The 13,673-nt window shown below is 69.0% G+C and carries 15 protein-coding genes; 10 read left to right on the top strand and 5 right to left on the bottom strand.

Going from position 1 to position 13,673, the window contains the following annotated elements; translation table 11 throughout:
* Nucleotides 1-143: 143 nt before the first annotated feature.
* The 3 genes from ACFWY9_RS29300 to ACFWY9_RS29290 all read right to left on the bottom strand — a co-directional run bounded on the left by ACFWY9_RS29300 (nt 144) and on the right by ACFWY9_RS29290 (nt 3,207).
* On the bottom strand, nt 144-662 hold the full coding sequence (locus ACFWY9_RS29300; protein WP_378323759.1) for a DoxX family protein: 519 nt from the start codon (nt 660-662) through the stop codon (nt 144-146).
* Nucleotides 663-734: 72 nt separating this feature from the next.
* Nucleotides 735-2,060 (bottom strand): 2-hydroxycarboxylate transporter family protein, encoded by a 1,326-nt coding sequence (locus ACFWY9_RS29295; RefSeq protein WP_378323758.1) that lies wholly within the window; start codon nt 2,058-2,060, stop codon nt 735-737.
* A gap of 58 nt (nt 2,061-2,118) precedes the next feature.
* Nucleotides 2,119-3,207 (bottom strand): tartrate dehydrogenase, encoded by a 1,089-nt coding sequence (locus ACFWY9_RS29290; RefSeq protein WP_378323757.1) that lies wholly within the window; start codon nt 3,205-3,207, stop codon nt 2,119-2,121.
* Nucleotides 3,208-3,290: 83 nt separating this feature from the next.
* On the opposite strand from ACFWY9_RS29290, the gene ACFWY9_RS29285 reads away from it, so the two are divergent.
* The 9 genes from ACFWY9_RS29285 to ACFWY9_RS29245 all read left to right on the top strand — a co-directional run bounded on the left by ACFWY9_RS29285 (nt 3,291) and on the right by ACFWY9_RS29245 (nt 11,115).
* Nucleotides 3,291-4,193 carry a LysR family transcriptional regulator gene (locus ACFWY9_RS29285; RefSeq protein WP_378323756.1) on the top strand — a complete coding sequence of 301 codons (903 nt, stop codon included), beginning with the start codon at nt 3,291-3,293 and terminating at the stop codon, nt 4,191-4,193.
* Between the two features lie 102 nt (nt 4,194-4,295).
* Nucleotides 4,296-4,451: a hypothetical protein gene (locus ACFWY9_RS29280; RefSeq protein ID WP_378340405.1), complete on the top strand. Its 156-nt coding sequence runs from the start codon at nt 4,296-4,298 to the stop codon at nt 4,449-4,451.
* A gap of 84 nt (nt 4,452-4,535) precedes the next feature.
* Nucleotides 4,536-6,221 (top strand): AMP-binding protein, encoded by a 1,686-nt coding sequence (locus ACFWY9_RS29275; RefSeq protein ID WP_378340410.1) that lies wholly within the window; start codon nt 4,536-4,538, stop codon nt 6,219-6,221.
* Nucleotides 6,205-7,062 (top strand): class I SAM-dependent methyltransferase, encoded by an 858-nt coding sequence (locus ACFWY9_RS29270; RefSeq protein WP_378340404.1) that lies wholly within the window; start codon nt 6,205-6,207, stop codon nt 7,060-7,062. Before ACFWY9_RS29275 ends, ACFWY9_RS29270 begins: the two co-directional genes overlap by 17 nt.
* Nucleotides 7,063-7,115: 53 nt before the next feature.
* Nucleotides 7,116-7,370 carry an acyl carrier protein gene (locus tag ACFWY9_RS29265; RefSeq protein WP_378340403.1) on the top strand — a complete coding sequence of 85 codons (255 nt, stop codon included), beginning with the start codon at nt 7,116-7,118 and terminating at the stop codon, nt 7,368-7,370.
* Nucleotides 7,367-8,176, top strand: coding sequence for an acyl-ACP desaturase (locus ACFWY9_RS29260; protein ID WP_378340402.1), 810 nt, complete (start codon nt 7,367-7,369; stop codon nt 8,174-8,176). Before ACFWY9_RS29265 ends, ACFWY9_RS29260 begins: the two co-directional genes overlap by 4 nt.
* A 2-nt stretch (nt 8,177-8,178) precedes the next feature.
* Nucleotides 8,179-9,921 carry an acyl-CoA dehydrogenase family protein gene (locus ACFWY9_RS29255; protein ID WP_378340401.1) on the top strand — a complete coding sequence of 581 codons (1,743 nt, stop codon included), beginning with the start codon at nt 8,179-8,181 and terminating at the stop codon, nt 9,919-9,921.
* Nucleotides 9,918-10,715, top strand: coding sequence for an SDR family NAD(P)-dependent oxidoreductase (locus ACFWY9_RS29250; RefSeq protein ID WP_378340400.1), 798 nt, complete (start codon nt 9,918-9,920; stop codon nt 10,713-10,715). Before ACFWY9_RS29255 ends, ACFWY9_RS29250 begins: the two co-directional genes overlap by 4 nt.
* A gap of 7 nt (nt 10,716-10,722) precedes the next feature.
* A complete protein-coding gene (locus ACFWY9_RS29245; RefSeq protein ID WP_378323749.1) occupies nt 10,723-11,115 on the top strand; it encodes an IclR family transcriptional regulator C-terminal domain-containing protein in 393 nt (130 codons plus the stop codon).
* Nucleotides 11,116-11,205: 90 nt separating this feature from the next.
* Here ACFWY9_RS29245 and ACFWY9_RS29240 read toward each other — a convergent pair whose 3' ends face one another.
* A complete protein-coding gene (locus ACFWY9_RS29240) occupies nt 11,206-12,261 on the bottom strand; it encodes an NmrA family NAD(P)-binding protein (protein WP_378323748.1) in 1,056 nt (351 codons plus the stop codon).
* Nucleotides 12,262-12,286: 25 nt separating this feature from the next.
* A complete protein-coding gene (locus ACFWY9_RS29235; protein ID WP_378323747.1) occupies nt 12,287-13,114 on the bottom strand; it encodes a polysaccharide deacetylase family protein in 828 nt (275 codons plus the stop codon).
* Between the two features lie 172 nt (nt 13,115-13,286).
* Here ACFWY9_RS29235 and ACFWY9_RS29230 point away from each other — a divergent pair, with 172 nt between their 5' ends.
* A complete protein-coding gene (locus tag ACFWY9_RS29230; RefSeq protein ID WP_378340399.1) occupies nt 13,287-13,670 on the top strand; it encodes a LysR family transcriptional regulator in 384 nt (127 codons plus the stop codon).
* Nucleotides 13,671-13,673: the final 3 nt, after the last annotated feature.

Genomic DNA, 13,673 nt, shown 5'->3' with positions numbered 1-13,673 from the left:
GGCCCGCGGCCTCGCGCGCGGGGGCCCCGCCCGCCGCGCCCCCGCCGGCCGGGCCGCCGGCCCCCCCCCCGCCGCCCCGGCACCTGAGTGAGAAGACCTCATTCCGGGACGTTCACGGCGGATACCCTCTCGGCAGGGAGGAATCAGAACAGCGAACCGACCGCGACGGCCGCGCAGACGGAAATGATCAGCCCGCCCACCGCGAAGCCCAGCGGTTTCTGCCGCCACGCCGTGTGGCGATCCAGCGCGTACCAGCCGGGGCCGGTCAGCAGCAGCGCGAACGCCATCACCGCGAGCGTCAGCTCCAGTTCGAAGCCGGGACCGGTGCTCCCGAAGAGCCCGCCCGACCACTTCACGCGAACCGCGCTGATGCCCACGCCCAGCAGCCCGGCCGCGGCCAGGGGAGTGAACAGGCCCACCGCCAGCAGCAGCCCTCCGGCGACCTCGGTGATCCCCGTGAGCCAGGTGAGGAACTCGATGTTGTGACTGAACCCGTAGCCTTGCAGGAGCGTCCCGAAATGCGCCATGTCCGGGCCACCGAACAGCCCGAACACCTGGATCAGCCCGTGCGCTCCCATCGCGACCGCCAGCATCAGCCGCAGCGCGAGCAGCCCGAAGTCCAAGCCACCGTTCTCGTCCGACCACCGGGATATGTTCGCCACGCCGACACCCTAGTCATCTCACCGGCGAAGCCCAGCGACACACCGGACGTCGCACGAGGGCGTGTCGGACGGCTACCGGAACGCCTGGATGAGCAGGGCCGCGCTGATCACGGTGCCGACGCCGCCGAGGCGGGTGGAGATCTGCGCGAAGGGCATGAGCACCATCCGGTCCGAGGCGGACAGGATGGCCACGTCGCCGGTCCCGCCCAGGCCGCTGTGGCAGATCGTGACGAGCGCGGCGTCGATCGGGTACAGGCGCAGCCACTTGCCGACGAAGAACCCCGCGGCGGCCATCGCCAGCACCACGCCGGCGCAGGTGAGCACGAAGCCTGCCGAGAGGGCGGCGAACACGCTGGTCAGTGGCACGTACAGCATGCCGAGGCCGACCATGACCGGGGCGATGAAATGGCCGGAGACGATGGCGTAGAAGGCGCGTGCGCCGTGGACGACACTGTCCGGGAAGAGGTCGAGCAGCTTGCAGAGCACCGAGAACACGATCACCAGCACCGGCGGGGGCAGGTGCAGGAGCGGCGCGCCGAGACAGCCGCAGACGTAGAGCGCGCAGATCACCAGGACACCGACGCCGTAGTTCGGCGCTGGGGGAGGAATGTCCGGTTCCTCGTCCGCGGTGGGGGCGGCCTTCTGGTCCTTGACCAGTCGCCCGCCGCCGTCGAGGTGTGGCCGCCGGCCGCCGAGACGGCGCAGCAGACCGGCCACGACGATGGCGACGATGTTGCCGATCACGGCGGCGGGGATGAGCCGCGCGACGAACTCCGCCGGCTCGCCGCCCAGCGCGTGGGCGTATGCCGCGGACAGCGGGACGACGCCCTCGCCGATGCCGCCGCCGAGGATGGGCACCACGAGGTAGAAGAACGCCTCGTGCGGCGAGTAACCGAACAGCAGCGCGATGCCCAGTCCGGCGCCGATAGCCACCGCGGTCCCGGCGACGAGGGGCGGGAAGATCTTCACCAGCGCCTTGAGCATGGTCGCCCGGCGCATTCCCAGAATGCTGCCGACCACCAGCGAGGAAATGACGAAGTAGAGGAAGTTCGCCTGTTTCATCACCGCGGCGGTCGAGTCGAGAATGTTCTTGCCGAACACCCCGAAATAGACCAGGACCGAGGGGACCAGCAGGCACAGCAGCGCGCCGCCACCGATTTTGGAAATGACCGGCAGCCGCTCTCCCAGGGGGCCGAGCAGCATCCCGAACCCGGTGATGACCGCGAGCCCGCCGATCATGTCGTGCGGGATCTTCTCCAGCGCTCCGGCGACGAGCACCAGCGCGACCAGGATGATCGGGACGGGGAGCGGGACGCCGTTCAGCTTGGTCTTGAGCGGATTCCAGGTCCTCGGGTTCCTGGCCGGTTCGCCGGTCGCGACTGCCTCAGCTGCGCTCATCGTCGAGGTCTTTCTGAGAGGTGGGCGAACAAGGACCGCGCGGGGACGTCGGAGCCGATCAGGGGCGGTGGTGTGCGCGGAGCGTGTCGGCGATCGCGGTGCCGAGCGTGACGGTCGTGCCGTCACCGCCGAGGTCCGGGGTGATCGGCGCGCCGCCACGCGCCAGCACGTCCTCGATCGCGCGCAGCACGGCCGCGCCGGCGGTGTGCTCACCGAGGTGGTCGAGCATCATCGAGGCGCACCAGATCTGCCCCACCGGATTGGCGATTCCCTTGCCCGCGATGTCCGGCGCCGAGCCGTGCACCGGTTCGAACAGGCTGGGGAAGGTCCGCTCCGGGTTGATGTTGGCACTGGGGGCCAGCCCGATCGTGCCGGCGCAGGCGGGCCCGAGGTCGGACAGGATGTCGCCGAACAGGTTGCTGGCCACCACGACGTCGAACCAGTCCGGATGCAGCACGAAGTTCGCGGTGAGGATGTCGATGTGGTACTTGTCCACCTCGACGTCGGGGTACCGGGCGGCCATCCGCTGGACGCGTTCGTCCCAGTAGGGCATGGAAATCGAGATGCCGTTGCTCTTCGTCGCCGAGGTCAGGCGGCGGCGCGGGCGGGTGCGGGCCAGCTCGAAGGCGTACTTCAGGACGCGATCGACACCGGTGCGCGTCATGACCGTTTCCTGCACCACCGTCTCCCGGTCGGTGCCCTCGAAGATCTTGCCGCCGATACTGGAGTACTCGCCCTCGGTGTTCTCGCGGACCACGGAGAAGTCCACGTCGCCCGGCAGCCGGCCGGCGAGCGGGCTGGTGACGCCGGGCAGGAGCTTGACCGGGCGCAGCGACACGTACTGGTCGAACCGGCGCCGGAACTGCAACAGACTGCCCCACAACGAAATGTGGTCGGGGACCACCTCCGGCCAGCCGACCGCCCCGAAGAACAGGGCGTCGAAGTCCCGCAGCTGGTCGAACCAGCCGTCCGGCAGCATCGTGCCGTGCCGGAGGTAGTACCCGGCGCTGGCGAAATCGAACTCGGCCAGGTCCAGAGCGAACCCGTGGAGCTCGGCCGCCGCGGTCAGCACCCGCACGCCTTCGGGCACGACTTCCTTCCCGATGCCGTCGCCGGGGATCACTGCAACACGGTAGGTCGTCGTCATTGTCGTATCGTAAGAAGCACAAAAGGCCGGAAAAACAGCCGATTCGACACAACACTGTTGCGCCGGACGAAAGGAATGAGCCCGTGGATCTGCCGGAGCTGGACGATCTCCAGTTCTTCGACGGGGTGGCCCGCTCGCAGACCCTGACGCAGGCGGCCCGCCGCTGGGGTGTGTCGCCGTCCGCGGTGAGCAAACGGCTGGCGCGGCTGGAACGACGGCTCGGTGTGCAGCTGGTGACCCGCAGCACCCGCCGTCTCGACCTCACCGGCGAAGGAGAGCGCTACGCCGCGGGCGTGGCACGCCTGCTGCCGATGATCACCGATCTGGAGGAAGAGGTCGGCGAACGTCGCCACGAAGTACGCGGCCGGGTCGCGGTGCACTCGACCATCGGGCTGGGGCGGGCGCACATCGCCCCGGTACTGGGCGGATTCCAGAAGCTCCACCCGGACATCGAGATCGAGGTGGAGCTGTCCCATTTGCCGCTGCACATCGCCGGTACCCCCTTCGACTTCGCCGTGCGCGTGGGCAGGCAGCGGGACTCGGCCTTACACGCGCGGTTGCTGCACCCGAACCGGCGGGTGGTGTGCGCGTCGCCGGACTATCTGCGCCGCCGGAACCCGCCAAGCTCGATCCACGACCTCCCGGACCACGACTGCATCGTGATCCGGGAGAACGACTCGGACTACGCGATCTGGCGGTTCGGCACCGGCGCCGAGGAGGCCGCGATCAAGGTGCCCGGCTCCATGATCAGCAATGACGGCGAGATCGCCACCCAATGGTGTGTCGACGGGCACGGACTGGTGATGCGGTCGCTGTGGCACGTCGCTCCGCTGCTGCGCACCGGCGAACTGGTGCGGGTGTTGCCGGACATGCCCACCCCGGACGCCCACATCTACGCCGTGTACCCCTCCGCGCGGGCGCTGCCGCGGCGCGCCCGGCTGGCCATCGACCATCTCGCGAACGAACTCCCCCCGCGGCTCGCCTGAACGGACGGCGACCCGGGCCGTCGTACCGCAATTGCCGATCGATGGCCCGCAATCCCGCGCATGTCCTCGAACGGGGTAAGCGGCTAGCGTTGGCGAAATGTCATGGCGATCGGGAGGGTTTCCGGTGCGGTACTCGCCATTGTTTTGCCGGGTCAAGGCGTGCGCATCGTGGTGATCGCCGAGGCCGGTGCCGAAGAATCGGCGCGAACGGACGGACGCGACGGGATGGTTCGGGCAGCGATCCTCGTCATGTCTTGATTTCCTTGCGTCCCATGAGACACCGTGGTGTGGCGGCTGCTGCCAGGTAATCCCCGGAAAGTGTTGGAGAATCGACGATTGACCGTGAAGAAAAAGGGCGGCGAACGCATGCGTGAAGCGTGGGTGACCGACGTACTGGCGAGCTACGAAAACGACCATCGGCCCGCTCACGAATACCTCCGGGAAAGCGGCGAATGGACCGCGATCAGCCGCCACGACCTCCTCCGGGGCGTCCGGTCGGCGGCACGGGGATGGCGTGCCGCCGGCCTGCGGCCCGGTGACCGGGTCGCCGTCGAGGCGGCCGACCCGCACGTGTTCGTCCCGGCTTTCCTCGGTGCCTTGTGGGCCGGGGTGGTCCCCGTTCCGTTGCCACCGCCACCCGCGGCGGGGCGGCACGCCGCGTGGAGCGCGCACGTGTCGGCGATGGCGCGTACCGCGCGTCCCGAGGTGATCGCGCTGCGCGGCGACGTCGAGCCGCCGGCGGGCTGTGGACGGCCGGTCGACTTGGACAGCGTCGTGGCCGCGCCGCCGGAGCAGTCGGTACCCCACGAGCCGGGGCCGGACACGATCGCGTACCTGCAGTTCAGCAGTGGCAGCACCGGAACCCCTCGTGCCGTCCCGGCGCGGGTGGCGGCGGTGATCGCCAACGGCCTGGCCATCATGCACGACGGCCTGCGCAGCGACCCGGCCGTCGACCGGGGGCTCTCCTGGCTGCCGCTGCACCACGACATGGGACTGGTCGGGTTCGTGCTGGCACCCCTGCTGGCCCGCGTCCCCGTTTCCTTCGTCCCGACCCGTTTCTTCGTGCGGGACCCCGGGCTGTGGCTGCGGTCGATGTCCGAGCGGCGTGCCACGATCAGCTTCGCACCCAACTTCGCCTTCGCGCTGAGCGCCCGCCGGACCTCGCCCGAGCAGATCGCCGCGCTGGATCTCGGCCACGTGCGTGTGCTCGGCTGCGGCGCCGAGCCCATCAACCATGCGGTGCTGGAACGGTTTCTCGGTACCTTCGGCCCCACCGGTCTCGCTCCCGAAGCCCTGATGCCGTGCTACGGGCTGGCCGAGGCCACCCTCGCGGTCACGCTCTCCCCACCGGACCGCCCGTACCGCGTGGACCGCGTCCGGACCGCCGCGCTGTCCGCCGGACAGGCCACCCCGGACCCCGTGGGTGAGACGGACTCGGCTGACGGCGTGAGCACTCTCGTCGGGTGCGGCGAACCCTTGCCGGGCAACGAGATCGTCATCCGCGACACCCACGGCGACGTCCTCGGCGAGCGGTCCGTCGGTGAAGTCTGGGTGCGCGGTCCCGCCGTCGCCCGGGGTTACGTGGCGGCTCCGCGGGAGACCGGCACGGCCTTCCTGCCGGACGGCTGGCTGCGCACCGGCGACCTCGGCTACCTGGCCGAAGGGGAGTTGTTCGTCACCGGACGCCTCAAGGATCTGCTGATCCTCAACGGCCGCAACCTCGACCCGCAGCGCGTCGAGTGGCTCGCCGAGACGGTGCCCGGTGTCCGCGCGGGCGGTGTCGTCGCCTGCACCCGTCCCGGTCCGCAGTCCGAGGAGCTGGTGATCGTCGCCGAGTGCCACACCTCGGCCACCGCCGGCCTGGCCCCCGCCCTGCGCGAAGTGGTGGGCGCCGCGCTCGGCGTTCCCGTCCACGACGTCGTCGCCGTCCGGCCGGGCGCCGTACCCAAGACGACGTCGGGAAAGCCCCGGCGGCAGGAGACCCGCCGTCAATACCTGGAAGGTGCCCTCCGTGTCCAGCAAGGCTGACATAGCGGTCAGTTACGACCTCGATCCGGAGTTCTTCCGGCTGTGGCTCGACAGCCGGATGAACTACACCTGTGGCGTCTTCGACGACACCGACGACCTCGACGCCGCCCAGCTCGCCAAACTCGGCATCCTGCACGACTTCGCCCGCATCACCCCGCGGAGCCGGGTGCTGGACATCGGCTGCGGCTGGGGGAACAACCTCGCCTACCTCACCCAGGAACGTGGCGTCGCCCAGGCACACGGCATCACGCTGTCCGAGGCCCAGTACACCGAGATCCTGCGCCGCGACCTGCCGCGAGTGAGTGTGTCCTGTGTGGACTATCGCGATTTCACGCCGTCGGACCCCTTCGACGCGGTGCAGTCCATCTGCATGATCGAACACGTCTGCACCCCCGAGGAGGCCCGCGCGGGCCACGCCGTCGCGCGCTACCGCGACTACTTCCGCAGGGCGTGGACGTGGACCAGCCCCGGCGCCCACTTCGCACTCCAGACCGGGTTGCGCGACCGCCTGCCCCGCCGTCCCGAAGAGGCGCGAGAACTCCGATGGCTCGGCGAGACCATCTTCCCTGGGGGCATGACGCCCCGCGCCGAAGACATCATCATGGCCGTCGGTCCCTACTGGGAGGTCATGCAGCTCCGTACCCGGCGTGAAGACTACGAGCGGACCACCACCCACTGGCGTACCCGGCTGCGCGCCCACGAGGAAGAAATCCGCGACCGCTGGGGCGATGACGTCTTCGAGACCTACGACCGCTATCTGACCTGCTGCGTCAATTCCTTCGCCCGCCGGCACATGACGCTGTCCCAATGGTGTCTGCGCCGCGTCGACGATCCCGAATGACGTCTCTCTTCCACACGACCACCGGACCCGGTACCCACGAAAAGGAAATCCCGATGACCCAGGACGACCTGCTGGCCCTCCTCGATCGCGGTCTGCGCGCCATCACCTCCGCCGACCGCGCGCCGCTCGCCCCGGAATCCGATCTCCACTCGGCGGGGATCGACTCCCTGCAACTGCTGGAACTCGTCACGTGGACCGAACAGGAACTGGACGTGCGCCTGCCCGACGAGCAGCTCTACCACGTGACCGACGTCGGAGAGCTGTGCGACCTGATTTCCGCCGAGCTCGCGCAGCGGACCGCATCGTGAACAAGGAACTCCGCGAATCCTTTCACCGCGCCTACATGACGTTCTTCGAGAACGCCGAGCGCACCCGCAGGTGGAATCTGTTCAACGACATCGACTGGGACGCGCTCGACACCTCGCGCGGCGACACGGAACTGGCCACCAACGCCGAGACGTTCTGCGGTGTGGAACTGTTCCTGCCCGACTACATGAACACGCATCTGGAACTTTTCGGCCGCAATTACGCGCAGGCCTGGTTCGCCGTCAACTGGGGCTACGAGGAATCCAAACATTCCCTGGCGCTGCGGGAATACCTGCGCCGCAGCGGCCAGCGCACCGAAGAGCAGCTGCACGACTACGCCGACACCGTGCTGGCCCAGCGCTGGGAGCGCCCGTACGAGACTCCCCGCGAAATGCTGATCTACGGCATGATCCAGGAGCTCACCACCTTCGTGGTCTACCGTTCCCAGCGCACCCTGGCACTGAAGAACGATCATCAGGTGCTCGCCGACGTCTACCGCCTCATCGGCCGCGACGAAATGGCCCACACCAAGTTCTACCAGCACATGGTCGCGCTCCTGCTCGACGACGACCGGGAAGGGACCCTGGCCGATCTGGCCCATGTGCTCAGGACGTTCCGCATGCCCGCGGAACAGCTCCTCCCGGACCCCGGGGCCCGCACCGCCCTCATGCGCTCGACCGGTATCGACGGCCGGGTCTACCTCCGCGACATCGTGGCTCCGACGCTCAAGGCGCTGCACCTGACCCGTCATGACCTGCCCGGTCCGAAGCAGCCCCCGCCCGTCCCGGCACTCGATCGGGAGAACTGACGGTGCCCGTACCCGCGCAGCCGGACCTCGGTTTTCTCGGCGAGCCCCTCTTCGATCCGCGTGCCCGGTACGAACTGGGTGTCGACGAGTTGATGCTCCTGACGATCGAACGCGCGAAAGCACTGCACGCCAGGGGAGTGGTCGGCAGTGAGGCCTGGTGCGGCGGAAGCAGGCAGGACCGGTTCCCCGGCCTGGTGCGCACTCTGGGCTGGGTCAGCGCCTTCGACATCGCCCTGGTTTCCACGATCGGCAACCAGCAGCTGGCCGGTAACGCGCTGCTCGCGCACGGCAGTCCCGCACAGGTGGCCGCCTACCGCGACGAGATCGACCGGATGGACCGGGTCTACGCCTTCGCGGTGACCGAGATCGGCAGGGGGACCAACCTCCTGTCCCTCGGGACGGAAGTCCACTACCGGCACGAAGACCGCTCCCTGCGCGTCACGACGCCGTCCGATGACGCGGCGAAGTACTGGATCGGCAACAGCCTGTTCTCCGCGACCCACGCGATGCTCCTCGCCCGGCTGGTGGTCGACGGCACCGACGAAGGCCACCACTGGTTCCGGGTCCCGCTGCGGCCGGCGGAAGGCGCGTTGCCGTTCCCCGGCGTACGTATTCGCCGCGCCGACCCCAAGGGCGGGATCGTGGGGAACCAGACGGGGATGATCCATTTCGACCGGTACCGGATTCCGCCGGACGCGCTGCTGAGCGCGTGGGCGCACATCGACGACTCCGGCAGGTACGTCTGCGAGATCGCCAGGCGAGCGCGGTATCCGCGCTGTCTGGAGACGTTCTCCCAGGAACGCGTCTTCCCGGTGACGGGAGCCGCCGGGGCGTTGCGGCGTGGTGCGGCGATCGCCCTGCGCTACAGCACGCACCGGGAGACCTTCGGCAGCACTCTCCTGAGCTACCAGCACTATCGCGAACGCCTCATGCCTGTCGTCGCCGGCGCGCTCGGCCTGCATCACCTGACCGAGCACCTCATCGAGGAGTGGACCAGCCGCCACGCGGCGGAGCCGGTCGCCCGCCATCGGCAGGCGCTCTACGGGCTGACCTCCGGCGCCAAGGCCCACGCCTCATGGGCGGCCAACACGAATCTCGTCGCGCTGCGGGAACTCTGTGGTGGCCACGGGTTCCACAGCCACAACGAAATCGTCACCGCGCGCGTGGACGGCGAGATCAACACCACCTTCGGCGGCGACAACACCGTCCTGTGCTACGAAAGTGTCCGCGTCGCCGCGAAAAACACGGCAGCGGACGACGCCCCCGCCACCGTGCCCGTCCTCACCGAAGACGGCCTGCGCTCGTGCGACGACGGCGTCGTCCTGCTGGAAGCGCTGGCGGAGCGGCTTCTCCGGCGCTGGCGGTCGACCCAGCGTGGCACGCTGTGCCGGCCGCACGTCGACGCGAGCTGCGCGGCGCTCGCGCTCCGCCGATGGAAGGGCCATTCCCGCGGCTCCGTCGACGACACGCTGCGACAGCTCTACTCCGTCACCAGCCTGCTGAACCTGACCGAACACCTGGTGGCGGAAGAACTGCTCGACAGCACGGGAATCCGGGGGCTGCTGGATCAGCGTCGCGTGCTCAGCGACCGATGCGCCGACCACCACACCGAGGTTCTCGATCTGCTGGACGTGCCCGCGGCACTGCTCGACGTGCCACTCGCGCACCCGGACTACGTCCACCGCACGGTCGCCGCCGCCCGCGACACCACGTCGACACGACGCGGAGAAGAGGAATCGCCTTGACTCGCTTGAAAGACAAGACCGCGGTCGTCACCGGCTCCAGCTCCGGCAACGGCCGTGCCATCGCACTGGCACTGGCCGCCGAAGGAGCCAAGGTCGTCTGCTCGGACATCCGCAAATCCACCCGAAACGGCGGCTACGACATCGACGCCGACCGGGACACCGACGACCTGATCCGGGGCACCGGCGGGACGGCCGAGTACCTCGACGCCGACGCGAGCAAGGCCGCCGACATCCAGGCCGTCGTCGACCACGCGATCGAGACGTTCGGACGGCTCGACGTCATGGTGAACAACGCGGGCATCCTCCCCGCCCCGCAGACCATCGCCGACGAGACCGAAGAAGAGTTCGACCGCGTCATGCGCGTCAACTGCAAGAGCGTGTGGCTCGGCTGCAAGGCCGCTGTCACTCGGATGCGCCAGCAGGACGTCGTCGACGGCACCCGCGGCCGGGTCGTCAACATCGCCTCGATCGGCGGCCTGGTCGGATTGCCCACGGCGCCCGCCTACAGCACCGCCAAGGGCGCCGTGGTGAACCTGACCCGGCAGCTCGCCGCCGACTTCTCCGCCGAGCGGATCAACGTCAACGCCGTGTGCCCCGGATTCCTGCACACCGCGATGCTCCGCCCGCTCCTCGACACCCCGGAACTGAACCAGGCCCTGCACGGCACGACGCCGTGGCCGGACCTCGGCCGCGCCGAGGATGTCGCCAAGGCCACGGTGTTCCTGGCCTCCGGCGACGCCTCCTGGGCCAGCGGCAGCATCCTCACCATCGACGGCGGCTACACTGCCCGCTGAGTCCATTGTGGACGAGTCGGTTGTGGACGGACAGCGGGCCCGGATCAGCCCAGCCACCGGACCAGGTAGGACGACGGGCGGCCTGCTGCTGCTCGCCGGCCTGCCGCCGGACCAGGTCGAGGAGCTGTACGCGGTCGACAAGCCCGGCGAACGACCGGATCCGGCCGAGCTGCGGGCGGACCTGGCCCGCGTGCGCCGCGGCGGCTTCGCGCTCAACCAGGGCCGTTCCGAACGGGGAGTGACCGCCGTCGGCGTCCCGGTGCACGGCCCGGACGGCGAGGCCGTCGCCGGGCTCTCGGTGTCGATGCCGAGTGTGCGCTATCCGAAGGATCGGCTGCCGACGCTGGTGGCGACGTTGCGTGCCACTGCCGTCGCGCTGGAGGCGGACCTGCGCGACTAGGTCAAGCGCCGCGACGCTTGCCTTTACCGGTGCCTCCGTGATCGTCCTGGCGTGGTGAACTGGCGCGACGTCGCAGGTGAGGTACGAACGTCACCTTCGCTCGTGCTGCCCTGCCGAGGCGATTCGCCCTGTGCCGGACGCCGTGCTCGCCGGGTGTGCCAGGCGGATGGGGAATTTCTGGACGTCGGTTTCGGTGCCGTCCCAGCCGGTTGTGCGCAGCCAGTCCTCGAAGGTCATCAGGTGCGGGTGGATCTCGGCCAGCAGCGCGCGGTCGCGGTCCCGGTCGGCGACCTTCCGTTCCTGGAAGAACTGGAACATGGCGGCGAAATCGTGTCCCTTGTCCGGAATGGACGATCGCAGGATGTCGAGGGGGAGCGGGGTGTAGGCCGACGGTGTGCCGGTGACCCGTTCGAAGGTCGCGGCGATCTGCGCGCCGCTCAGGCTGTCCCCGACGACGGCCAGGTCGCGGCTTCCCCAGCTCTGCCAGTTCTCGAACATGAAGTCGGCGAACCAGGCGATGTCGTCGAGTCCGACCATCGGGTATTCACCCGTCCCCAGCGGGAGGGAGAACATCAGTCCCGCACGGCCGTCGGGCAGCAGGTGTGGTTGCGGGGCCAGCCGCAGCTGGAGGTTTTCGAAGTAGGGCGCGGTCGTCAGGACCGACACGTGCTCGGTGTACCAGCCGTCGGTCTCCAATCGCATCATTTCATCGGACCGGAGCAGGTTGATGCGCGCGGCGACCGCGCCTTTCGCGTCGTAATGCGGAACGGGAACGGTTCCGTTCGTCAGTGTCACGGCGCTGTCGAGCGAGGACCAGATGAACCTGTCCACGCCGCTGCCGCGGGCCGCTTCGAGGATCGCCAGGCCCTGGTTGTACTCGCCGACCGGGGTGCCGGTGGTGAAGAAGTCGGTGTTGCAGAACACCCGGTCGACGCTGGAGACGGCCGCCAGCACACTGGCGGAGTCGTCCAGGTCGCCTTGCAGCATCCGGACCCGGCCGCCGCCGTGCGCGAGCAGTTCGGTCGCGCGCCGCGAGCGGGGATCGCGCGTGAACACGGCGACCGTCGCGTCGGCTCGCTCGAGAAGACGCCGGACGATCCTGCCGCCCATCGCGCCGGTACCGCCGATGACGAGAGTGTCGGTCATGGGTTTGTCTCTGTTCCTTTCGGTATCAGGTGGCTTGCCGCAGAATGTGCTCCGCCACCTGGTGGTGCGTGGCCGGCCACACGTCTTCGCCCGCCTGCTCGACGTGGTCGAGGATCTCGTCGACCATGCTCGCGAGATACGGCCTGCCGCCGACATGGGCGTGCACGGTCATGGTGAACATCCCGGGCCCGGGCGCGCCGAGCAGATGCTTCAGCAGGTCCAGGTGGATGTCGCGGTAGGCCCTTGGCCCGGCGACGGCCCCGCGCACGTCGGAGAAGTCGCTGTGCATGATGGACACGAGCGGTCCGCTCGGCGTCGGGATCACCTGGGGCAGGTCGTGGTCGTTGTCGTCACGCGTCCAGTGGTAGCCGGCCTCGGTGAGCAGTGCGGGGGTGTTCGCCGAGCCGGTGGCACGGGGGCTCATCCACCCGGCCGGGCGGACGCCGGTCAGCTTGGCGAACGTCTCGGTGCATCGGCGGATGTTGTCGCGCTCGGCTTCCGGGTCCAGCAGCCCCGGTATGACGTCTTGGGTGTAGGAATGCGCCGCGATTTCGTGTCCCGCTTCGTGCACGGCCAGCACCGCGTCCGGGAAGCGGTCGGCGACCAGGCCGCTGATGCCGAAGGTCGCGGGCATGCGACGGCCCCGCAGGATGTCGAGCAGACGCCAGATCCCTGTCGTGGCACCGTATTCGGACCACGAGACGCTGTGCGTGTCGTGCGCCGAGGGCAGCGGCCACGCCGACGCCATCGGCGCGTAGTACGGCCAGTGCCCTGGTGACCACAGCTCGACGGCCACCGTGATCAGGACCGCGACCTTCTTGGTGCCGGGCCAGCCGGTCAGCTCAGCGGTCAAGGCGTCCCTCCTGCGGAAGTCATGGGCGAGAGCGCGCGTATCGGCGCGCTGGAGCGGTTCGACCCCGTCGCCCGCCTCGACTCCACTCTGCGGGCGGCGCACCCCCGGGGTCCAATGCCCATGTCGGATCCGGATATGCCCGCGGGGCATAGCGGCGGGCTACGGTAAGGGCATGATCGAAGTTCCACCGCCTGCCCTGGACTTGGAGCTGCGGCTGATCAGGTATTTCATCGCCGTCGCCGAACACGGGCAGTTCAGCAGGGCAGCGGCCGCGCTGCACATCGGACAGCCCTCGCTCAGCAGGCAGATCCGCGGCCTCGAACACCAGCTGGGTGTCCGCCTGCTCGAACGCACACCCCGCGGCACCCGCCTCAGCGAAGCCGGGGAAGCCTTTCTGCCCAAGGCGAAAGCACTGCTGCGCGCGGCGGACGAGGCGGCGGCCGGGGGGGGGGCGGCGGGGGCGCCCGGCCCGGGGGGGTGTAAACCAAAACCAGCCCCACAGAAAAAAAAACAAAATTCTAATAAAATCAAAAAAGAACCCACCAGACAAAAATAAATC

It is taken from the genome of Amycolatopsis sp. NPDC059027 (assembly GCF_042739735.1).
Taxonomy (GTDB): domain Bacteria; phylum Actinomycetota; class Actinomycetes; order Mycobacteriales; family Pseudonocardiaceae; genus Amycolatopsis.
The sequence above is the reverse complement of the archived record's forward strand: the minus strand, read 5'-3'. Positions and strand labels throughout refer to the sequence as shown.

What these genes read in the sequence shown, in the direction of transcription:
- ACFWY9_RS29295 (WP_378323758.1), bottom strand. Translation starts at nt 2,060, where the DNA reads ATGAGCGCAGCTGAGGCAGTCGCGACCGGCGAACCGGCCAGGAACCCG.
- ACFWY9_RS29290 (WP_378323757.1), bottom strand. Translation starts at nt 3,207, where the DNA reads ATGACGACGACCTACCGTGTTGCAGTGATCCCCGGCGACGGCATCGGG.
- ACFWY9_RS29280 (WP_378340405.1), top strand. Translation starts at nt 4,296, where the DNA reads ATGGCGATCGGGAGGGTTTCCGGTGCGGTACTCGCCATTGTTTTGCCG.
- ACFWY9_RS29265 (WP_378340403.1), top strand. Translation starts at nt 7,116, where the DNA reads ATGACCCAGGACGACCTGCTGGCCCTCCTCGATCGCGGTCTGCGCGCC.
- ACFWY9_RS29240 (WP_378323748.1), bottom strand. Translation starts at nt 12,261, where the DNA reads ATGACCGACACTCTCGTCATCGGCGGTACCGGCGCGATGGGCGGCAGG.
- ACFWY9_RS29230 (WP_378340399.1), top strand. Translation starts at nt 13,287, where the DNA reads ATGATCGAAGTTCCACCGCCTGCCCTGGACTTGGAGCTGCGGCTGATC.